Annotated in this window: 21 protein-coding genes; 10 read left to right on the top strand and 11 right to left on the bottom strand. The window is 72.1% G+C overall.

The window, feature by feature from the left end; genetic code table 11:
* The first annotated feature begins 160 nt into the window (after positions 1–160).
* Positions 161–487, top strand: a complete 327-nt coding sequence (locus BJY16_RS15035; protein WP_185040051.1) for a hypothetical protein — start codon at positions 161–163, stop codon at positions 485–487.
* 64 nt (positions 488–551) lie between these two features.
* On the opposite strand, the gene BJY16_RS15030 is transcribed toward BJY16_RS15035, so the two are convergent.
* Positions 552–1,460: an IolE/MocC family protein gene (locus tag BJY16_RS15030; RefSeq protein WP_185040050.1), complete on the bottom strand. Its 909-nt coding sequence runs from the start codon at positions 1,458–1,460 to the stop codon at positions 552–554.
* Positions 1,461–2,220: 760 nt separating this feature from the next.
* On the opposite strand from BJY16_RS15030, the gene BJY16_RS15025 reads away from it, so the two are divergent.
* Positions 2,221–3,393, top strand: coding sequence for a YihY/virulence factor BrkB family protein (locus BJY16_RS15025; RefSeq protein WP_185040049.1), 1,173 nt, complete (start codon positions 2,221–2,223; stop codon positions 3,391–3,393).
* A 45-nt stretch (positions 3,394–3,438) separates the two neighbouring features.
* On the opposite strand, the gene BJY16_RS15020 is transcribed toward BJY16_RS15025, so the two are convergent.
* From BJY16_RS15020 to BJY16_RS14995, 6 genes are read right to left on the bottom strand one after another with little or no spacing between them, the layout of a single operon-like run.
* Positions 3,439–4,248 carry an ABC transporter permease gene (locus tag BJY16_RS15020; RefSeq protein WP_185040048.1) on the bottom strand — a complete coding sequence of 270 codons (810 nt, stop codon included), beginning with the start codon at positions 4,246–4,248 and terminating at the stop codon, positions 3,439–3,441.
* 19 nt (positions 4,249–4,267) lie between these two features.
* Complete coding sequence (locus BJY16_RS15015; protein WP_185040047.1) at positions 4,268–5,026, bottom strand: ABC transporter permease; 759 nt, start codon at positions 5,024–5,026, stop codon at positions 4,268–4,270.
* Positions 5,027–5,029: 3 nt separating this feature from the next.
* A complete protein-coding gene (locus BJY16_RS15010; RefSeq protein WP_185040046.1) occupies positions 5,030–5,953 on the bottom strand; it encodes an ABC transporter ATP-binding protein in 924 nt (307 codons plus the stop codon).
* A 10-nt stretch (positions 5,954–5,963) separates the two neighbouring features.
* On the bottom strand, positions 5,964–6,488 hold the full coding sequence (locus tag BJY16_RS15005; RefSeq protein ID WP_185040045.1) for a hypothetical protein: 525 nt from the start codon (positions 6,486–6,488) through the stop codon (positions 5,964–5,966).
* Positions 6,485–8,347 carry a DNA primase gene (dnaG, locus tag BJY16_RS15000; protein WP_185040044.1) on the bottom strand — a complete coding sequence of 621 codons (1,863 nt, stop codon included), beginning with the start codon at positions 8,345–8,347 and terminating at the stop codon, positions 6,485–6,487. Before dnaG ends, BJY16_RS15005 begins: the two co-directional genes overlap by 4 nt.
* 47 nt (positions 8,348–8,394) lie before the next feature.
* Positions 8,395–9,597, bottom strand: a complete 1,203-nt coding sequence (locus BJY16_RS14995) for a deoxyguanosinetriphosphate triphosphohydrolase (RefSeq protein ID WP_185040043.1) — start codon at positions 9,595–9,597, stop codon at positions 8,395–8,397.
* A gap of 44 nt (positions 9,598–9,641) precedes the next feature.
* On the opposite strand from BJY16_RS14995, the gene BJY16_RS14990 reads away from it, so the two are divergent.
* The gene (locus tag BJY16_RS14990) at positions 9,642–11,216 is read left to right on the top strand and encodes a methyl-accepting chemotaxis protein (protein ID WP_185040042.1); all 1,575 of its coding nucleotides are present in this window, start codon (positions 9,642–9,644) and stop codon (positions 11,214–11,216) included.
* On the opposite strand, the gene BJY16_RS14985 is transcribed toward BJY16_RS14990, so the two are convergent.
* Positions 11,213–11,566 (bottom strand): VOC family protein, encoded by a 354-nt coding sequence (locus BJY16_RS14985; RefSeq protein ID WP_185040041.1) that lies wholly within the window; start codon positions 11,564–11,566, stop codon positions 11,213–11,215. The two genes, BJY16_RS14990 and BJY16_RS14985, sit on opposite strands and share 4 nt — an antisense overlap.
* Before the next feature lie 119 nt (positions 11,567–11,685).
* Here BJY16_RS14985 and BJY16_RS14980 point away from each other — a divergent pair, with 119 nt between their 5' ends.
* The 6 genes from BJY16_RS14980 to BJY16_RS14955 all read left to right on the top strand — a co-directional run bounded on the left by BJY16_RS14980 (position 11,686) and on the right by BJY16_RS14955 (position 15,865).
* Positions 11,686–12,171 (top strand): hypothetical protein, encoded by a 486-nt coding sequence (locus BJY16_RS14980; RefSeq protein ID WP_185040040.1) that lies wholly within the window; start codon positions 11,686–11,688, stop codon positions 12,169–12,171.
* A 175-nt stretch (positions 12,172–12,346) separates the two neighbouring features.
* Positions 12,347–12,694: a roadblock/LC7 domain-containing protein gene (locus BJY16_RS14975; protein ID WP_221501967.1), complete on the top strand. Its 348-nt coding sequence runs from the start codon at positions 12,347–12,349 to the stop codon at positions 12,692–12,694.
* A 28-nt stretch (positions 12,695–12,722) separates the two neighbouring features.
* Positions 12,723–13,706, top strand: a complete 984-nt coding sequence (locus tag BJY16_RS14970) for a DUF4388 domain-containing protein (protein WP_185040038.1) — start codon at positions 12,723–12,725, stop codon at positions 13,704–13,706.
* Positions 13,707–13,742: 36 nt separating this feature from the next.
* The gene (locus tag BJY16_RS14965) at positions 13,743–14,240 is read left to right on the top strand and encodes a roadblock/LC7 domain-containing protein (RefSeq protein ID WP_185040037.1); all 498 of its coding nucleotides are present in this window, start codon (positions 13,743–13,745) and stop codon (positions 14,238–14,240) included.
* Positions 14,241–14,331: 91 nt separating this feature from the next.
* Positions 14,332–14,703, top strand: a complete 372-nt coding sequence (locus BJY16_RS14960) for a hypothetical protein (protein WP_185040036.1) — start codon at positions 14,332–14,334, stop codon at positions 14,701–14,703.
* 85 nt (positions 14,704–14,788) lie between these two features.
* Positions 14,789–15,865, top strand: a complete 1,077-nt coding sequence (locus BJY16_RS14955; protein WP_185040035.1) for a DUF2786 domain-containing protein — start codon at positions 14,789–14,791, stop codon at positions 15,863–15,865.
* On the opposite strand, the gene BJY16_RS14950 is transcribed toward BJY16_RS14955, so the two are convergent.
* Positions 15,862–16,635, bottom strand: a complete 774-nt coding sequence (locus BJY16_RS14950) for an SDR family NAD(P)-dependent oxidoreductase (RefSeq protein ID WP_185040034.1) — start codon at positions 16,633–16,635, stop codon at positions 15,862–15,864. The two genes, BJY16_RS14955 and BJY16_RS14950, sit on opposite strands and share 4 nt — an antisense overlap.
* Before the next feature lie 122 nt (positions 16,636–16,757).
* Here BJY16_RS14950 and BJY16_RS14945 point away from each other — a divergent pair, with 122 nt between their 5' ends.
* Positions 16,758–17,849, top strand: a complete 1,092-nt coding sequence (locus BJY16_RS14945; RefSeq protein WP_239176496.1) for an MFS transporter — start codon at positions 16,758–16,760, stop codon at positions 17,847–17,849.
* A gap of 63 nt (positions 17,850–17,912) precedes the next feature.
* Here the strand turns inward: BJY16_RS14945 and dusB are convergent, their stop codons facing one another.
* Positions 17,913–19,031, bottom strand: coding sequence for a tRNA dihydrouridine synthase DusB (gene dusB, locus BJY16_RS14940; RefSeq protein WP_185046459.1), 1,119 nt, complete (start codon positions 19,029–19,031; stop codon positions 17,913–17,915).
* Positions 19,032–19,144: 113 nt separating this feature from the next.
* Positions 19,145–20,362, bottom strand: coding sequence for an IS110 family RNA-guided transposase (locus BJY16_RS14935; protein ID WP_311775285.1), 1,218 nt, complete (start codon positions 20,360–20,362; stop codon positions 19,145–19,147).
* Positions 20,363–20,620 lie beyond the last annotated feature (258 nt).

Genomic DNA, 20,620 nt, shown 5'->3' with positions numbered 1-20,620 from the left:
GCGCGAAGGGGATACCCCCGTGCCGCGTGGCGGGGCGGATGTCACTGGTGCGACTTCCGGCAACAGGAGTGAAACCAGGATGGACGGCATATCGGCGCGGCAGGATGGGTATGCACGCCTCCAGACGCGTGAGCGTCACGAATCGGAAGGAGCCGCCATCATGCGCGGAAAGCTGATGTTCCTCACCGGCCTCGCGGCGGGCTTCGTCCTGGGCAGCCGAGCCGGCCGGGAGAAGTACGAGGAGATCCGGACGAACGCCCAGAAGCTCTGGGACCATCCGACGGTGCAGGAGGCCGCCGGCGTCGCCCAGGCTCAGGCCAACAAGCTCTACACCGAGGGCAAGGACAAGCTGCAGTCGTCCAAGCTCGGTGAGAAGCTCGGCACGGCGCACCACGAGACCGGCACCGGCGGTGGCACCGACGAGCTGCTGGCCCCGTCGGACACCCTGTCGAGCAGCGGCAGCAAGGGGTCCGGCAGCGGGCTCTGACCCGCGACGATCCGCATGACGCGCTGAAGGCCGCCTCGATCCCGAGGCGGCCTTCAGCGTCGGATCAGGGCGCGGGGCAGGGCTGGTGCTCCGGCACCAGGCCGAGGGTGGTGAGTTCATTGATGACGTACGCCAGGTGCCCGGCCGCCGAGCCGGGTGCGTCCACCTCGATGTACTCGGTGCGGGCGGTGTCCGCGGCGAGCAGGTGACGCAGCACCGGCTGCCAGGCGGCCGCCGGGTCGGTGATCCGCGCCGTGATCACCGACAGGCCGGCGTCGGTGAGCCGGTCGACGCCGTCCGCCGGGTCCGGCCAGTCGCGGACCACCCGGGCCAGGTCAAGGCAGACGCCGAGCCGGTCCTTGTCCACCCGGGTCAGCGCGGCGACGGTGTCCTCCGGGCTGTCCAGGACCTGCCCGGGCGCGGGCTGGAAGCCGGCCCGGACCGCGCGCCCGACCCGCCAGGCCAGGTCGGCGAGCCCGCCGGAGAGCCGGGACAGGTGCCGGGCGCCGGCCCGCTCGTGGGCCTCATCCCAGTCCGCGCGGCGGGCCAGCCCGCAGCTGCCGACCGCGCCGCGGACCTCCTCGTCGGGCAGCAGGCCGACCAGGATCCGGGCCAGGTCGAGGGTGTGCCGCAGCCGGGCCGGCTCGCTCCAGTCGGGCAGTGGGGGCGGGCCGCCGCCCTCGGCGTCGGGCCCGCCGTTCAGCGTGACGACGTCGAGGCCTCGGGCGTCGAGTTCGGCACGCAGCCGGGTGCGGGCGCGCCCGTCGTCGACGAGGGCGGCGGCAAGCGGGTAGGGCAGGCGCAGGGCGATCCCGAGCCGGCCGAGGTCGTGGCGGGCGGCGGCCAGGGCGGCGCGCAGCTCGGTGGCGACCGCGTCGATCGTCGCGAAGGCGTCGGCTGGGGTCCGCGCCTCGATCAGGCTCACGCCGCAGGCGAGGTGCACGATCCGGCCGGAGGGATGTCGCAGCCGCATCAGTTTCCTCCCCGGACGAGACGACCCGTGCAGGTGCACGTGCATTCGCTCGTGCCGACGCTTCCAGTATGGACCATCCGCGGCACGTCCCTTGATCCGCCAGTACCCAGCCATCGGGATGCCATGGCTGCCTCCATCCTGGAATGTCCTGCCCTCCGATACGAGCGTGCGGCGCGCTGCGGATCATCGGCGTACTTGCCGTGCGACACCGTGACCGGCGGATTCATGATCGAAAATCGTCACGTTCATCGGCGGGCGACGATGTTCGCGGGCGGGGTGACCAGCGAGTAGCAAGCGGGAGCGAAGCCCGGGAGAGCGTTTTCGGACGGACGCTCGCGTGCACTATCTGTTCAAATGGACATGCAACGTTCGGCTGCTCGTGCGTCCGGCGCGTGCCCCAGCACGTGGCAAATGCCCGCCTTGCGAGGCCGGGAAGGTCGCTGCGCGCTCATGCCCACCGATGTCCCGATCGACTCGGATCGCTGGATCGACCGCTAGAAGGCCGCAGTGGTCGGTTTCGGTCACGCCTGCGGCCGCCACGACCGCGTCGGGTTGCGGTCCGCTCGCCGCGCCGGACCGTGGACGACTGCCGGGGGTACGCCCGGAGCCGTCACGCTCCTCGTTCTTCCCGGGTCAGCACGGCGGCGCAGGGTTAGGTGCGGCGTCCCCCGGGCATCACACTCCACAGGTCGTCTTCGCACGTCGCAACGGGGAGTGGTGGCGCGCGGCGACCGGTCGCCTCGCCCGAAGGGAAGTCCGCATGAGACTCCGACACCGCCCGGAAGGGCACCACGATCCCGACGACAAGGACGTCGCGGCGACCGTCCCGGCCGCCGACGCCGGGACGAAGCCGTCATCCGGTGACGACACCGCGGACGCGCGCCGCCGCGGCGCCGAGGACTTCGATCTGGCCGCCGCCGGGACCACCGACGTCGGCCACTCCCCCGACCCCCGCGAGATCGACGCGCCCGGACCGGACGCCGGGCCGGACGGGCCCACCGATCTGCGGGCGAAGGGCATCTTCGCCGCGCTGAAGCGGACCTTCAAGCAGTTCTCCGAGGACAACGTCTCGGACTGGGCCGCGGCGCTCACCTACTACGGCGTCCTGTCGATCTTCCCGGGCGCGCTGGTGATCGTCTCGGTGCTCGGCATGCTCGGCCCGGCCGGGCAGCGCACCGTCACCGACGCGGTCGGCGAGATCGCCCCGAACCCTCAGCTCCAGGAGCTGGTCAACACGGTGCTGAGCCAGGTGAAGGGCACCGGCAGCGCCGGGCTCGCCGCGGTCATCGGTCTGCTCGTCGCGTTCTGGTCGGCCTCCGGGTACATCGCCGCCTTCATGCGCGCGTCCAACGCGATCTACGACGTGCCGGAGGGCCGGCCGATCTGGAAGACCCTGCCGATCCGGGTCGGGGTCACCGCGGTGGTCGGCGTGATGCTGATCGCCTCGGCCGCGATCGTGGTGTTCACCGGTGACCTGGCCCGGGTGGTCGGCGAGAAGATCGGCCTCGGCGGGGTGGCCGTGACCACCTGGAACATCGCCAAGTGGCCGGTGCTGGTGATCCTGGTCAGCCTGATGTTCGCGATCCTCTACTGGGCCTCGCCGAACGCCAAGACCGGCGGTTTCCGCTGGGTCAGCCCGGGCGGGATCTTCGCGGTGCTGCTCTGGGTGGCCGCGTCCGCCGGCTTCGCGGTCTACCTGGCCAACTTCGCCAACTACAACAAGACCTACGGCACGCTGGGCGGGGTGATCGCCTTCCTGGTCTGGCTCTGGATCTCCAACATGGCGATCATGCTGGGCGCCGAGCTGGACGCCGAGCTGGAGCGCGGGCGGGCGATCGCCGCCGGTCACCCGGCCGACGAGGAGCCGTTCCTGGAGCTGCGGGACACTCGCAAGCTGAAGAAGGGCTCCGATCACGGCCTCAGTCAAGGCTGACCCGAACGCGCGGAGAACGCCCGGCCCCGCGGGGCCGGGCGTTCCTCACTTGCAGAGCAACCGGCCCATCCGGCGCCCGGAGACGACCAGGCCGACCGCGAGCAGCGCCAGCAGGTAGAGCACGTCGACCACCTGGATCCAGCCGACCGCGCCCAGGCTGATCCCGCGGATCAGGTCGACCGACCGGTACAGCGGGGAGAGCTCGACCAGCCAGCGCAGCGCCGCCGGATAGGACTCGGCCGGGACGAACGTGCCGGAGAACAGGAACAGCGCGAACTGCCCGGCCCCGATCAGGTCGAAATCCTGCCAGCTGCGGATCAGCGTGGCCGTGGTCATCCCGAGCGCCCCGAAGGCGAACCCGACCAGCACCGTGGCCGGGAACGCGGCGAGCGCCCGCAACGGCGTGGTCAGGTCCATCGCGACCATGATCGCCAGGAACGCCACCGAGTAGATGCTGCCCCGGGCCATCGCCCAGATCAGCTCCCCGATGGCGATCTCGAACGGCCGGATCGGCGTGGCGAGCATGCCGTCGTACAGCCGCATGAACTTCATCTTGCCGAAGAAGTTGAAGGTGGTCTCGGTGAGCGCTCCGCTCATCGCCGAGGCGGCCAGCATGGCCGGGGCGATGAACTCGGTGTAGCTCACAGACCGGCCGCTGGGCAGCGCGATGTCACCGATCAGCGCGCCCACCCCGACCCCGATGGAGAACAGGTAGAGCACCGGCTCGACCAGGCCGCTGGCGAACACCACCCAGTAAGCCGATTTCAGCGCGCTCAGGTTGCGCTCGGTGACCCGCACCGACCGGCCGGCGCTACCCTCGAACGACACCAGTTTCGGCAGGACCAGGGTCAGCACGGTGGAACACCCCTCATCGTCAGATCACCAGCCGTCGCTGGAACCGCCAGTGCGCCAGGAACCAGCCCGCCAGGCACCAGCTCAGCAGGTAGAGCACATGCCACAGGCCGGCTGTCCCGGGGTTCACCCCGAGGGTGGCGGCGCGGGTCAGGTCGACGCCGTGCCAGAGGGGCAGAGCGTAGGCCACCCAGCGCAGCAGCGTCGGCAGCGACTCGATCGGGAAGAACACCCCGGAGAACAGCGACATCGGCAGCACCGCGAACCGGAACAGGATGGCCAGATAGCTGTCGCTGCGGATGCTCGCGGTGTACGCCATCACCGGGGTCGCGGCGGCGAGGCCGACCAGCACGGCCACCGGCAGCACGGCCACCACGGCGGCCGAGTGCATGGTGCCGAAGCAGGCCGCGACCAGTGTGAACGCGGTGCTGCTGATCAGCACCCGGAACAGCATGAAGGCCAGGTGCCCGCCGAGGATGTCGGCGACCCGCAGCGGCGCGGCGGCCTGGGCGAAATACGTTTTCATCCACTCGAAGCTGCTCAGCACCGGCCAGGTGGCCTCGCCGAGCGCCGTCTGCGCCGCGCTCATGGCTATCAGGCCCGGCACGATCCAGTCGAGGTAGGCCGCGCCGTCGATGTCGGTCTGCACGTAGCCGCCGACGCCCAGGCCGAAGCCGAGCATGGTGAGCAGCGGCAGCACCAGCGTGGAAAGCGCGCTGGACCGCCAGGTCCGCTTGTAGTTGACGAGGTGATACTCCAGCACGTAAGCCGCAGCGGTCATCGGTCAGTCCACCAGGGTGCGGCCGGTGAGGTGCAGGAAGACGTCCTCCAGGCTGGAGCGACGGACCAGGGCGGAGGCCGGGCTCAGCGAGCGGCGGTGCACCTCGGCCAGGGCGTCGTCGCCGCCGGAGACGTAGAGCAACACCCGGTCGGGGAGGACCTCGATCCGGTCGGCGATGCCGGCCAGCTTGCCGGCATAGGTCCCCTGGTCCTCGGTGGCGAAGCGCAGCTCGACCACCTCGCGGGTGGAGTGCCGCTCGATCAGCGCGCGCGGCGAGCCCTCGGCCACGATCCGGCCGCCGTCCATCACCACCAGGCGGTCGCAAAGCTGCTCGGCCTCGTCCATGTAGTGCGTGGTCAGGACCAGCGTGACGCCCTGCTGCTTGAGCCGGAACAGGCGCTCCCAGACCAGGTGCCGGGCCTGCGGGTCGAGGCCGGTGGTGGGCTCGTCGAGCAGCACCAGGTCCGGCTCGTTGACCAGCGCGCGGGCGATCGTCAGCCGGCGTTTCATGCCGCCGGACAGCGGCTCCACCTTGCTCCCGGCGCGCTCACTGAGCTGGACGAACTCGAGCAGCTCGTCGGCCCGGCGGCGGGCGGTGGCGCGCGGGATGCCGAAGAACCGGGCGTAGGTCGTCAGGTTCTCCCGGACGGACAGCTCGACATCCAGGTTGTCCAGCTGGGGGCAGACGCCGAGGCGGGCGCGGATCGCCGGACCGTCCCGCAGCGGATCCATGTCGAGGATGCGCAGCACACCGGCGGTGGGTGGGGAGACGCACCCGATCATCCGCATGGTGGAGCTCTTGCCGGCGCCGTTGGGCCCCAGGAAGCCGAACGCCTCGCCGGGCTGCACGTCGACGTCGATGCCGTCGACGGCGGTGAAGTCGCCGAACCTCTTGATCAATCCGCGGGCATGGATGAGGGCACTCACGCCCCCGACCTTACGGAGGGGGTGCGACAGTTTTCCGCGCCGCGCCGACCAGCTCGTCGGTCGCCTGGACGATCTCCGGACGGTCCACCGGGGTCCCGGAGTCGTAGCGGACCGCCCAGCTCAGGCCGTCCTGCCCGGTCACCCGGCGGCCGACCACCCGGACCGCGCCGCCGTCCAGCTCGTGGTGCGTGGTGTACGCCACCGAGCGGGTCACCCGGGACCGCACCTGGTCCGGCACCTCGCCCGGCTCGAGCAGCAGGAACGTCGTCACCGGCCCGTCCACCAGCACGGTGTAGCCGTCCCGCTCCTCGGCCACCTCGGCCGGGGTGATCCGCAGCTCACGCCCGGACCAGGCGGCCTTGTGGATCTCGTGCCAGCCCAGCCGGTCGGCGGCGGCCGGCAGCCAGATCCCCCGGTTGGTGGCCACCACGACGCCGCCCGGCTCGCAGGCGCACCAGGCGATGACCCGCTCCTCCGCCTCGAGCGGAGGCCGGTCGGCGGCCGGCAGCGCGGGCCGCCGTCGGAAGAGCTTCACATCCCACCTGCTGCCTGTTCACGCAGGGCGCGCGCCTGCTGTTCCAGCGAGAAGAGCTCCCCGGCCAGCGCCAGATACTGGTCCTTGCTGGTGACCGGGTTGAGCCGTTGCAGTTTCGATTTCCGGTCGCGGATCACCTGGGTGACCCGCGGCAGTTGCAGTTTGGCCAGGGTGACCTGCACGTAGTGCGGGTCGGGCACGCCGTCGATCAGCAGCGGCTCGACGGACAGCTCACCGACCGCCACCTGGCCGGCCAGGTCGGTGCAGGCGTTGCGCACCTTCTCGATCCAGACCACGCCGCTGACCGCGGACCCGGCCCCGCCGGCCGCCTCGATCGCCTCGCGGACCGCGCGCAGCACCGGGTCGCCGTAGTTGTCCGGGCCGACCACGTCGAACATCGGGCCGGCCAGCACCGGCTCCTGCAGCGCCAGCTTGAGCGCGTCCCGCTCGACCAGCCGCTGCGGCGAGTGGGCGGCCGGGCGGGGCGCGGCCTGCTGCTCGGCCGCGGCGTCACCGCGCAGCGCGTTGTTCACCGCGCGCTGCACCGGCTCCAGGTCCATGCCGAGGTCGCCGGCCAGCTTCCGGGCGTACTCCGGCCTTTTCTCCCGGTCCTTGATCTTGGCGACCAGCGGCGCGGCGCGGCGCATCGCCTCCACCCGGCCCTCCACCGTGTCCAGGTCGAAGCGCGAGATGGTGTGCCGCAGCGCGAAGTCGACCAGCGGCTCGCGGCCGGCGATCATGTCGCGGACCGCCAGGTCGCCGCGGGCCAGGCGCAGCTCGCACGGGTCCATGTTGTCCGGGCTGACCGCGATGAAGGTGCGCCCGACGAACCGCTGGTCCTCCTCGAACGCGCGGAGCGCCGCCTTCTGCCCGGCGGCGTCGCCGTCGAAGGTGTAGATGATCTCGCCGGTGAAGCTGTCGCTGTCCATCAGCAGCCGGCGCAGCACCCCGATGTGGTCGATGCCGAACGCCGTGCCGCAGGTGGCCACCGCGGTCGGCTCGCCGGCCTCGTGGCAGGCCATCACGTCGGTGTAGCCCTCGACGATCACCGCCCGGCCGCGCTTGGCGATCTCCCGCTTGGCGTGGTCGATGCCGTAGAGCACGTGCGATTTCTTGTAGATCGGCGTCTCGGGGGTGTTCAGGTATTTCGGGCCGTCGTCGTCGTCGAACAGCTTGCGCGCGCCGAAGCCGATCACGTCGCCGCTCAGGTCCCGGATCGGCCAGAGCAGCCGGCGGCGGAACCGGTCGATCAGCGAGCCGGACCGGGCCGTCTTGGAGAGCCCGGCGGTGATCAGCTCGTCGGCGGTGAAACCCTGCAGGCGCAGGTGCTTGCTGAGCGCGTCCCAGGAGTCCGGGGCGAAGCCGCAGCCGTACTTCTCCGCCGAGTCCCGGCCGAAGCCACGCTCGGCGAGGAACTCCCGCGCCTTCCGCGCGCCGGGCGAGCCGAGCTGGTCACGGTAGAACTCGACGGCCGAGGCGTGCGCGGCGATCAGCCGCTGCCGCTGCCCGGCCTGCGGGCGCGGGCCGGCCGGGGCGGCGCCGTCGGTGTCGTACCGCAGCTGGATGCCGGCCTTGCTGGCCAGCCGCTCCACCGACTCGATGAACGACAGGTGCTCGGCGTCCATCAGGAACTTGATCGCGTCGCCGCCCTGGCCGCAGCCGAAGCAGTAGTAGACCCCGCGCGCCGGGGCCACGTTGAACGACGGGCTCTTCTCGTCGTGGAAGGGGCACAGACCCTTCAGGTTGCCGCCGCCGGCCGAGCGCAGGGTCACCGTCTCGCCGATCACGTCGGCGATCGACGTCCGGTCGCGGACCAGCGCGATGTCCTCGTCCTTCACCCTGCCCGCCACGGCATACATCCTGCCTCGCCCGCCGCCGCCACCGCCAGCAGGGTCCGGGCGCGCCCTCAGCAGAGGTCGCGGTGCCAGGCCACGGCCGCGTGGTCGGTGAGCGACGCCACCTGATCGACGATCACCCGGAGGGCTTCGGTGTCCGACCCGGCGGCCGCGTGCTGCGGCCGGAAGAGCGGATCCAACTTCTCCGGGGTACGACCGAGCGCCGCCACCAGCTCGACCAGGATGGTCCGCTGCTGCGCGTACCACTGCTCGGCGGCCCGGCTGCGCATCACGTAGCGGAACGCCATCCCCTTGAGCAGCGCGCACTGGTTGCGCACCGTGCGCGGGACGACCAGGTCGGCGTCGTAGCGGCGCATCGGGTCGGTGCCGTACTGGCTGTGCGTGGCGCCGACCGCGGACGAGACGAATCGGCCGGTCAGCACGCTGGTCATCCGCTTCAGGGTGATCTGGGCGGCGTACGAGCCGTCGTAGTCGCCGACCGCGGCCACCGCCGGGTCGGCGAGCAACTGGTCGAGGGCGTCGCCGAGCTGGTCCGCGCTCTCGTCGGAGTAGGTGGCGGCCACGTCGGCGCAGAGCTCGGCGCGCTCGGCCGGGTCGTGCAGCAGCGGGCCCAGGTCGAGGTAGCCGCCGTGCACCCCGTCCTCGACGTCGTGCACCGAGTAGGCCACGTCGTCGGCCCAGTCCATCACCTGGGCCTCCAGGCAGCGGCGGTCGTCCCCGCGGCCGTCGCGCAGCCAGCGGAAGACCGGCTCGTCGTCGGCGTAGACGCCGAACTTGCGGGTGCCCGGCCGGCGGAACCACGGGTACTTCGCGCAGGCGTCCAGCGAGGCCCGGGTCAGGTTGAGGCCGGCGCCGGGCACCTTGGCCTCCAGCCGGGTGAGCACCCGCAGGGTCTGCGCGTTGCCCTCGAAGCCGCCGCACGCGCTCGCGACCTGGTCCAGGGCGGACTCGCCGTTGTGCCCGAACGGCGGGTGGCCGATGTCGTGGGCCAGGCCGGCGACGTCCACCACGTCCGGGTCGCAGCCGAGCCGGGCGCCCATCTCGCGGGAGATCTGGGCGACCTCCAGGGAGTGCGTCAGCCTCGTACGCAAGAAGTCGTCGACGCCCGCGGTGTGCACCTGCGTCTTGGCCGCCAGCCGGCGGAAGCCGGCCGAGTGCAGCACCCGGGCGCGGTCGCGCTGGTAGGGCGTGCGCCCGTAACCGCTGTCCTTGGCGGGCTCGGAGGCCCAGCGCTGGGCGTCGGCGGCCGTCATGTGATCACCCTAAGCCGGTTGTCCAGGTTGCCGATGGGTTAGCCGTGGAGTCCGTTTCCCTCACCATCGTCGGTCGTCTCCTGGTCATGGGCGCCGCCGGGCTCCTCTCGGTCGGGCTGGTCACCGGCTTCGCGGTGCGCAACGCCGGCGACCAGTCGGCGGCCAACGCGGAGATCGCCGCGGTCAGCGAGGCGATGAGCGACCAGTGGAACGCGGACATGATGCACGACGCGCTGCGCGCCGACGTGCTGGCGGCGCTCTACGCGACCAGCGCGGAGATGCGGGACACGCTGGCCGTCGGCGAGGTCGCCGAGCACGGGCAGACGATGCTGCGGATGTACGACGAGGCGGCGAAGCTGGCCCCGGACGGCCTCAAGGCCGACTACGCCGAGTACCGCCCGTCGGTGGTCGGCTACACCGAGACGGCCGCCGGCCTGGTGGCGACCGCGGCCACCGATCACCCGGGCGCGGTCCGGCAGCTGCCCGGTTTCCTGACCGTCTACTCGGACCTGGAGGACAAGCTCGGCTCCCTGGACGAGCGGATGTACGCCGAGGTCAAGGAGGCCGCCGCGCGCGGCGCGGAGGCGTCCTCGTCGAGCAACCGGTTCATCGTGCTGGCCGCGCTGCTGGCCGCCCTGATCACCACGGCCGCCTGCGCGCTGACCGTGCGCGCGGTCCGCCGGCCGCTGCGCGGGATGCTGGACTCGCTGCGCGCGCTGGCCCAGCGGGACCTGACCGTCCGCGCCCCGGTGCTGAACCGCGACGAGCTGGGCGCGATGGCGGTCGCGCTGAACGAGGCGACCGGCGCGCTGCAGAGCACCGTCTCGGCCACCGCCGACCGGGTGGACGTGCTCACCCAGGCCAGCGCCGAGCTGCAGCAGCTGGCCGGCACGCTGGACCGGTCGGCGGAGGAGACCTCCGCCCAGGCGCGCAACGCGGACAGCTCGGCCGGCGACGTGTCCGGCTCGGTGACCGACATGCTGACCGCTACCGAGCAGTTGTCCGCGTCGATCCGGGAGATCGCCAAGCAGACCTCGTCCGCCGCGGCCACCACGAGCGAGGCGACCACCAGCGCGACCCGGACCGCGGAGGCGGTCGCCCGGCTCAGCGAGGGCAGCCGGGAGGTGGGCGCGATCGTGCAGATGATCACGAACATCGCCGAGCAGACCAACCTGCTGGCGCTGAACGCGACCATCGAGGCGGCCCGGGCGGGCGAGGCCGGCAAGGGGTTCGCGGTGGTCGCCACCGAGGTCAAGGACCTGGCTCAGGAGACCGCGCAGGCGACCGCGGAGATCACCGCCAAGATCTCGGCGATCCAGGAGATGACCACCGGCACGGCCGACGCGATCCAGGCGATCGCCGAGGTGATCGGCCGGATCGACGACGGGCAGCGGACCATCGCGGCGGCGGTCGAGGAGCAGTCGGCCACCACCGACGAGCTGGCCCGCAACGTGGGCGCGGTGTCCGCGGCGGCCGGCCAGATCAGCGGCACCGTCTCGCACATCACCCGGTCCAGCGCGAACACCGCGGAGGGCGCGAACACCACCCGGCACTCGGCCGAGCTGGTCAGCGGCGCGGCCACCGAGATCCGCACGCTGATCGGCGAGTTCCGCTACTAGCTCCGGCGGTCGGAGAGCACGCAGAACTCGTTGCCCTCCGGGTCGGCCAGCGTCACCCACGGGACGTCACCCTGACCGATGTCGACCGGCCGGGCGCCCATGTTGACCAGCCGCTCCACCTCGACCTCCTGGTCCTCCGGGCGCAGGTCCAGGTGCAGCCGGTTCTTCCCCTTCTTCACGTCCGGGTTGCGCAGGAAGAGCAGGCCGGGCAGCTGGTCCGGGGTACGCCGGATCTCCAGCTCGTCGGCGGACTCGTCGACGATCACGAAGCCGAGCGCCTCCGCCCACCAGCGGCCCAGCCGGGCAGGGTCCTCCGCGTCCACCGTGACCTGCTCCCACTGACTGGGCATGTGACCTCCCGACTATCGACGCGTGACGATCAGGTTACGCGACTCCGACGGGTGACCCGGGTGGTGCGGCGCACCCGCCGTGCGACGACAGCACTCGATGGCCCGCAGGATGACGTTCCGTGATTCCTGGTTCACCGGCGACCGCGACGACGCGGCGCCTGCTGAGCGAGCTGAGCCGGTCCGGACGGACCGGCGCGCTGCACGTCGGCGGTACCCCGGGCGGGGTCTTCTACCTGGTGGCGGGGCGGATCGCGTACGCCGAGTCGCCGGCCGCGCCGAGCCTGGCGGAGCGCCTGATCGGCTCCGGCCGGCTGGCTCCGCAGACCTGGCGGGCGGCGTACGCGGAGGGTCACCGGACCTGCCGGGTCGGCCGGGTGCTGCTGCGCGACGGCTGGCTCGGGCAGCACGAGCTGGCGCTGCGGGTGGTGGCGGCGATCGCCGGCGCCACCCGGGTGCTGCTGCGGCAGCCGGACGCGCCGGCCCGGTTCGTCCCGGGGGAACGGCACTGGCTGGGCGACGTGGTGCCGCCCCGGATCCGGACCCGGCCGCGGATGCTGCCGCGTCCCCGCCGGCCCCGGGGCCGGATCCCGGCCATTGGACCATGACGCACAAACCGTGCGACCTGTCGGCTCCGTGTCACCGGAGGATGGCGCACGGTGGCGGCCGAGGTGCCCGGCGGCCGCCGAGAGAACGACTCAACTGAACACGGCCGAGCAACGAAGCCCGGTAGCAGCGCTGAGGAGAGAAGTGCCCGGCGTCGATCACTGCCTACAGGAGGCCATGACGATCCCCGGCGCGATCGGGGCCAGCATCGTCGACTACACCACCGGCTTCCCGGTCGCCACGACCGGAGCCGCACCCAACGCGGATCACGAGGCCACGGCGGCGGGGACCGCGGACGTGGTCCAGGCCGCGAACAGCCGGTCGCTGTTCGTCTCGGCCATCCCGCACGACCTGCTCGAAGACCTGATCATCACGACCGCCGGGGGTTACCACCTCCTGCGGGTCGTCCAGACCGAGTTCGACAGCCGTCTGGTGCTCTACGTCTGGCTGGACCGGGTGCGCGGCAACCTCGCCGTCGCCCGCCGCCAGATGCAGCGCCTCGCCGACGAGCTCGTCGCGACATGACCAACGCACACACCAGTGAGGAGTAACGGTGGCCCCCACGAAGACCGCCGCCCCCGGTGATCTGCTCACGCGGATCGCCGACGAGCGGCAGACCGGAGCGCTGGTGGTGGGTGGCCATCCCGGCGGCGCGGTCTACGTCTTCGAGGGACGGGTGATCTACGCCGAGTCACCGGCCGCGCCGGGGGTCGGCGAGCTGCTCACCTCGTCCGGCCGGCTGGCCGGGCGCACCTGGCAGAACGCGCTGGACCTGGCCACCTCCTCGGCCCGGGTCGGCCGGCTGCTGGTCGAGCAGGGTCATCTCACCCAGGGGGAGCTGGAGCTGTGCGTGCTCGGCGCGACCTACGACGCGGCGTACTTCGTGCTGGCCACCGGCGCCGCGCCGGTGGACTTCCTGCCGTCGGCCACCCACTGGCTGGGGCCGGTGGTGCACATCGACGCGGCCGCGGTGCAGCGGGAGGTACTCCGGCGGGTCAAGCTGCTCGACGACATCTTCCCGAACCCGCGGATCGACACGGCGCCGGTCAGCCCGGTGTCCCGGCCGCCGCGGGAGCGGGTCACCGTCACCGCGATGCAGTGGGAGCTGCTGATCCACGCGGACGGCCAGCGCACCCCGGCCGACCTGGCGCTGCTGCTCGGCCGGGCGGGCTACGCGACCATCCAGGAGCTGCGCCGGCTCGCCGCCCTGGGCCTGATCGAGTTGCCCGCGACCCGGGCCTCGGAGACCACGGACTTCGTCCGGATCCCGCAGCACCGGGGCGACGCCGCGCCGGTGGCCCGGCCCGACCCACCCCCGGCCGTACCCGTGGTGGCGGGCCCGCCACCTGCCCTTCCGCCCCCTGCGCCACCTCCCGGGGAGGGGAACACCGGGCCGAACCGGTTGCCCCGGCTGGCCCGGCGCAAACCCGGGGCGAAGCTGCCCAAGGAACTCGCCGTCGAGAACCCGCCGGTGCATCAGGGCACCGACGAAGTCCTGCTCAAACGCATACGCACCGCACTGAGGGCACTGCGGTGACGCGCGCACCCCCGCTACCAGAAGGAGCGTCCGAGGATGACGGTGGATCCGGCGGTACTCGACGAGTTGGGCCGCCTGCGGAGCAGGGTGCCAGAGCTGTCCGGCAGCGTGCTCGCCACCGCCGACGGGCTGGTCGTCGCGCATGACTCACACGGGATCGAACCGGACACCCTGGCCGCTCTCGCCGCGGCGCACCTGGCGCTGGCCCGGCGGTTCGCGCACGCCGTCAACCACGGCGAGCTGCGCGAGTCGGTCGTCGAGTGCGACGGCGGATACATCACCTCGTACACCGCCGGCCCGAACGCGCTGCTCACCGTCGTCACCTCGGGCGACGCGAACCTCGCGATGGTGCACCTGGAGGCGCGGCGGTGCGTACGCCGGATCGTCAAGCTCCTGGCCCTGGAGAACGCGTCGCAGCAACATCTGCGGCCGGAGATTCCGCAACAGACCGGACCGTCGTCGATCCCGCTGGCCCGGCGGACCCCGATGGCCACCCTGTCGAACGCCCCGCGCCGCCGCACGGCGGCCGGGTGACCGGCAGCTCCAACCGCGGCAGACCGCCGCATCCATCCGGTGCCGCCGCGACGGCGGGCCGCCATCCCAGCACAACGGAGGAACGAATCCCATGCCCGACATGGACACCGCACTGAAGGAAATCATGGAGATCGACGGCTGCATCGGCGTCGCTCTCGTCGACCACACCAGCGGCATGGCCCTGGGCACCCTCGGCGGCGGCAAGGAGCTCGACCTCACGGTCGCCGCGGCCGGCAACACCGACGTGGTCCGGGCGAAGCTGCGGGCGATGGAGATGCTCAATCTCTCCGAAAAGATCGAGGACATCCTCATCACCCTGGACACCCAGTACCACATGATCCGGCCGCTGACCAGCCGGCAGGGCAAGGGGCTGTTCCTCTACGTGGCCCTGCGCAAGGACCGGGCGAACCTCGCGATGGCGCGGCACCAGCTGCGCCGCATCGAGAACGACCTCGACGTCTGACCCGCACCGTGTAAGCCGTGATCCGCCACCCCCGGCGGGGAGGGTCCGCACCACCCTCCCCGCCCACGGCACTAGCATGCGAACCATGTCGGCCCGGGAGATCCTCGTACGCGTCCGGGCCGGAGAGCTCGATCACGAAACCGCCCTCGACCTGCTCACCGGCGCCCCGGCGGCGGAGACCGACGCGGCGTTGCGGGCCGTGCTGGGCGACGAGTTCGACCGGCTCTTCCGCAACGGCTGGCAGCCGGTCGAGCTGCACCGGGCGATCGCCCGCCGGGGTGACCCGATCCAGGGCCGGCTGGTGGCCGAGGCCGCCGCGGCCTTCCTGATCGGCAAGGACCCGGTCGACGACGACTGGCGCGCCCAGGCCGTCCAGTTGACGATCGCCGAGGGCCGCCGACCGGACCGGATCACCCTCCTCGACGCCTCCCTCGGCCTGCTGGCCGAGTTGCGGCTGCTGCCGGCCATCGAGATCCTGCTGCCGCCACCGGGCACCCCGGCCACCACCGTCCACCACCACGCCGACAAGCGGGTGCTGGACCGGGTGCGGGCACTGCTGGCCAAGGCGGAGGCCACCGACTTCCCGGCCGAGGCGGAGAGCTACAGCGCCAAGGCCCAGGAGCTGATCACCCGGTACCGGATCGAGGAGGTCACCGCGCCGGCCGTCGACGTGGTGCCGTTCGCCCGCCGGATCGGTGTCGACCACCCGTACGAGAACGAGAAGGCCAGCCTGCTCGACGCCGTCTCCCGGGCCAACAGCTGCCGCACGGTCTGGTCCCCGGAGCTGGGCTTCAGCACCGTCTTCGGGTTCGACGCCGACATCGACGCGGTCGAGCTGCTCTACACCTCGCTGCTGGTCCAGGCGAACCGGGCGATGACCCGCGACGAGCCGGCCAAGGGCAAGGCCAGGGTCAAGGCGTTCCGCCGGTCGTTCCTGATCGCCTACGCGGCGCGGATCGGCGAGCGGCTCCGGCAGGCCGCCGACCGGGAGTACGCCGGCCACGGCGACCTGCTCCCGGTGCTGCGCGACCGGGACCTCCAGGTCCGGGCCGCGATGGAGAAGGTCTTCCCGCGTACGGTCCGGGCCCGCGGCAGCCGGGTCGACAGCCTGGAGGGCTGGGAGTCCGGCCGGGCCGCCGCGGACGAGGCGCGCCTGCGCTAGGCCGGCAGCTCGACGCCGGTCAGGTCGGCGCAGACGGCGAGCAGGCGCTCCTGCAGCTCGACGTCGTAGGCCTGCGGGTTGGCGGTCAGCGACTGGCGGCGCTTGAAGTAGTGCCCGGTCACGGTGGCCGCCGGCTCGTCCGAGGTGGCCAGCCAGACCTGGGTCTCGGCGCCCTCCGGCAGGTCGTCGGTGGCGTCCGGGCCGCCCAGCCGGGTGCGGATCCAGCCCGGGTCGACCGCGTTGCTCAGGGTGCCCGGCCAGCGGCGGGCCACCGCGAAGGCGAGCAGCACGTCGTACAGCTTGGAGTCGCTGTAGGCCTGCATCCCGTGCCACGGGCGGGCCCGCCACTGCGGGTCGTCCAGGCGCGCCCGCCCGTCCGCCTCCAGCCCCGAGGTGAGGTAGATCAGCCGGGCCGGCGCCGGCATCAGCGCGGTCAGCAGGTAGGGGGCGAGCGTGTTGACCTGGAAGATCCGCTCCAGCCCGTCCTCGGTGAGCTCCGGGGCCTGCTGCCCGCCACCCACACCGGCGTTGTGGATCACCACGTCGGACGGCCCGGCCGCGACCGCCTGGGCGGCCAGCTCCCGGGTCTGCGCCAGCGAGGCCAGGTCACCGACGAGCACGTCGGCGGCCTCCGGGACGGCCTTGCGCGCGTCCTCGGCCCGCCGCTCGTTGCGCGCGTGCAGGGTGACCCGGTGCCCCTCGGCGGCCAGCGTCGCGGCCGTGTGCCGCCCGATGCCGTCGCTGGAGCCGGTGATCAGAATCGTCGCCATGCCGGTCAGCTTAACCGGTTCATCTCCGGGCTGCCGATACCGGTTGACCGGTGCGGCAGACTGGCCGCATGCATCCGATTTGACGCTGAACCCTGTATCTCACCCGGGCCTGCGCCGAGGGCGTGCTGCTCTACCCGGTCTACGCGCTGCTCTTCGCCGACGCCGGGCTCACCACCGGCCAGATCTCCTCGCTCTTCGCGATCTGGTCGATCGTCGCGTTCAGCTGCGAGATCCCGGCCGGCGCGCTCGCCGACACCTGGTCCCGCAAGCGCGTCTACGCGCTCGGTGAGCTGCTCACCGCCGCCGGTTTCGGCTGCTGGCTGCTCTGGCCCGGCTATCCGGGCTTCGCCGCGGGCTTCGTGCTGTGGGGTCTCGGCGGCGCGCTGAGCTCCGGCACCCTGGAGGCGCTCAGCTACGACGCGCTGGGCGACGCCGCGGCCTACGCCCGGCTGACCGGCCACGCCGGCACGGTCGGCCTGCTCGCCATGCTCGCCGCCACGCTGCTGGCCGCGCCCGCCTACGCCGCCGGCGGCTACCACCTGGTCGGCACGATCAGCATCGCGACGGTCACGGCAGGCGGCTTGCTCGCGCTCCGCCTCCCCGACAAACCCCTTCCCGGTACGCCCTCCGCCCCCGATCCCCCGGCCACCCCGGAGCCACCCGCCGCACCCGTCCGCACGGCCCTGCGCCTGATCCGTGGCGACCGTGCCGTGGCCCGGGCGCTGCTGGTCGCCGCCCTGGTCCCCGGTTTCTCCGCGCTCGACGAATACCTCCCGCTGCTGGCCCGCGACAAGGGCGCCCCGACCGCCGCGGTGCCACTGCTCTTCGCCCTGACCGCCCTCGCGATGGCGGCCGGCAGCGCCGTCGCCGCCCGCCGCCCGGTCCGCCCGCCGACCCGCCCGCTGCTGCTGGCCGCGACCCTGCTGGCAACCGGCGCACTGCTCCCGCACCTGGCCGGGATGGTCCCGGTGGCCGCCGCGTTCGGCCTGCTCCAGTACGCGATGGTGCACGCGGGGACCGGCCTGCAGGAGGTCATCCCGTCGGCCGCCCGCACCACGGTCCTGTCGGTCAGCGGCTTCGCCGCCGAACTGTGCGCCGTGCTGCTCTACGCCGGCTTCGCCCTGCCGGTCCCGCTGGGATGGCTCTTCGCCGTAGCCGCCCTCCCGCTGATCGCGACAGCCCGCCTCGCGGCCCGGCGCAGCCCCGCCGGTTAGCCGGCTGGCTCCCACGGGTGCCTCAAGCCGCCCGAGACACCCGTGCGGGCCAGCCCGGAACCGCTAGCCGCCGCTGTCTTCCATCTCGGCGCCCTCCGGGACGGTGTCGTCATCGCGGGAGTCGAGCCAGCCGTGCGGGAGCGACACCTTGCCGGGCGCGTTGACCCGGCCGCGCGGCTGGCCCAGCGACTCGACCGGGAACGGGATCGCCGGGTCGAGCTTGCCGAGCAGGTCGTCCAGCTCGGTGAGCGAGGAGATCATCGCGAGGCTGCGGCGGAGGTCGCCGCCGACCGGGAAGCCCTTCAGGTACCACGCGACGTGCTTGCGGAAGTCGGCGCACCCGTGCCGCTCGTCCTCCAGCGCCTCGACCAGCAGCTGCGCGTGCCGGGACATGATCTTGGCGACCTCGCCCAGGCTGGGCAGCACCGGCTGGTAGCCGGCGCCCTGCGTGAAGGCGGCCTCCAGATCGGCGAAGAGCCACGGGCGGCCCAGGCAGCCGCGGCCGACGACGACGCCGTCGACGCCGGTGTGCGCGACCATCCGGAGCGCGTCCGAACCCTCCCAGATGTCGCCGTTGCCCAGCACCGGGACGTCCAGGGCCTGCTTCAGGGTGGCGATCGCGTCCCAGTCGGCCTGGCCGGAGTACCGCTGCTCGGCGGTGCGGGCGTGCAACGCCACGGCGGCCACGCCGGCCTCCTGGGCGATCAGGCCGGCCTCCACGTACGTCAGATGGTTGTCGTCGATGCCCTTGCGCATCTTGATGGTCAGCGGGAGACCGTGCTCCGCGGCGGCCCGCACCGCCTGCCGGACGATCCGGCCGAACAGCTTGCGCCGCCAGGGCAGGGCCGAACCGCCGCCGCGCCGGGTCACCTTCGGCACCGGGCAGCCGAAGTTCAGGTCGACGTGATCGGCCAGGTCCCGCTCGCCGACCATCCGGACCGCGGCCTCGGTCACATCCGGGTCCACGCCGTAGAGCTGCAGGCTGCGGAAACCCTCGTCCTCGGCGAACGCGATCATCTTGAGCGTCTTGGGGATCCGCTCCACCAGCGCCCGCGTGGTGATCATCTCGCAGACGTAGACCCCGCCGCCCTGCTCCCGGCAGAGCCGCCGGAACGCCACGTTGGTGATCCCCGCCATCGGAGCCAGGACGACGGGTGGATTGACGGCGTGATTGCCGAGCATGAGCGGAGTCACGCGTTCCAGGGTGGCTCGCTCACCCGAGGAAAGTCAAAATCAAGATCCTCATATGCGCACGTCCGCTGGGGTACGGATCGCATGCTCCCGGCACCCCTCTGTCAAGGGGTTGGTGTGAGGGGTGTTTTAGGGTGGTGGTTGGCGGGTCCGGGTTGTGACTTTTCCGAAGTGTCGATCTTGGGGTTTGGGTCGGCCGCGCTGGAGTTCAGAGTCGCCCCCGTGTGTCCTCCCGGACCCGTCGCTGTCTGTTGTGCCGTGTGGTCGTCTTTGATCATTTGGCGGTAGACGGTGTCGGACAGGCGTCGTTTCAACGCTCGCATGGCTTCCATCGCGGTTTTGCCTTCGGCGCGTTTGCGCTGGTAGTAGGCGCGGCCGGGGGTGTCGAAGCGGAGCTGGGTGATGGCCATGATGTGCAGGACCCGGTTGATGCGCCGGTTCCCGGCCCGGTTGAGCCGGTGATGATGGTTGTCGCCGGAGGACACGTCGATGGGGGCGGTGCCGTTCCAGGTGGCGAAGTGCCCGCGGGTCGGGAAGCGGCTGATGTCGCCGATGTCGCCGAGCAGGCGGGCGGCGCCGGAGGGGCCGATGCCGTTGAGGCTGGTCAGCTGGGTGCCGGTGGCGGCCAGCACGGTCTTCAGCTGCCGGTTGGCTGCTTTGATCTTGGTGTCCAGGGTGGTGAGCTCGTCGGCCAGGTCGCCGGCCAGCTGATAGCGGGTGGCGGTGACGATGTCGCCGGCCGGGACGCTGACGCGTTCGAGCAGGGTGCGGGCCTGGTCGGTGGTCAGGTTCTTCTTCGCGCCGCCGGGGATCAGTTCGAGCAGTAGCTGGTGCAGCCGGTTGATGGTCTCGGTGCGGGCGACACCGAGCTGGTCGCGGCGGTCGGCCAGCAGCCGCAGCGCGACGGTGGCGCCGTCGGCGTGAACGCGGCGCAGGCCCGGGGTGCGCAGGGCGGTCACCGCGATGTGGTGCGCGTCGTGACCGTCGGTTTTACGGCCGTGCCCGGTGTCAAAGTTGCGGGCTTTCGCGGCGAGTTTCGCCGGGACGTCCAGCACGGTTTCGCCGTCGGCGACCAGCCGCTGGGCCAGGTGCCGGCCGATGCCGTTACAGCCCTCGACCGCCCACACCCGGCCGGCGTGACGGCGGCCGGCGGCGAGCATCTGCTGGTAGCCACCGGTGTCGGTGCCGTACCTGCCACGGGCCAGCACCTGTTCACGCTCGTTGATGATCTCGATCGTCGCGGACCGCTTGTGCGGATCGACTCCAATGATCAGCTGACCCATGTACCCGTTGACCTTCCCGTCGTCGCGGCAGAACCACACCGGCGGGAGGGCAACGCTACTTACAGCTGGGCAAACCCCTCTTCAGCCACTCCGCGCCACGGTGACCGGCAGGGTCCAAGCCGGGAGAGAGCCACACCCCGCCATCTGAGTGGGCAGCGCGGGCCTGAGCACCCTACCGATCACCTCGACCAAGCCTGGCCGGGCCGCGGTCGTACACCAAATTCTCTTTAAGTAGCGCGGGCCGGGCGGGCTGATCTGGCCGCCGCAAAACGCCGCCGGTGACGAGGCAACTGATTC

The organism is Actinoplanes octamycinicus, assembly GCF_014205225.1.
GTDB lineage: Bacteria > Actinomycetota > Actinomycetes > Mycobacteriales > Micromonosporaceae > Actinoplanes > Actinoplanes octamycinicus.
This window is presented reverse-complemented; position numbering and strand designations above follow the sequence as displayed.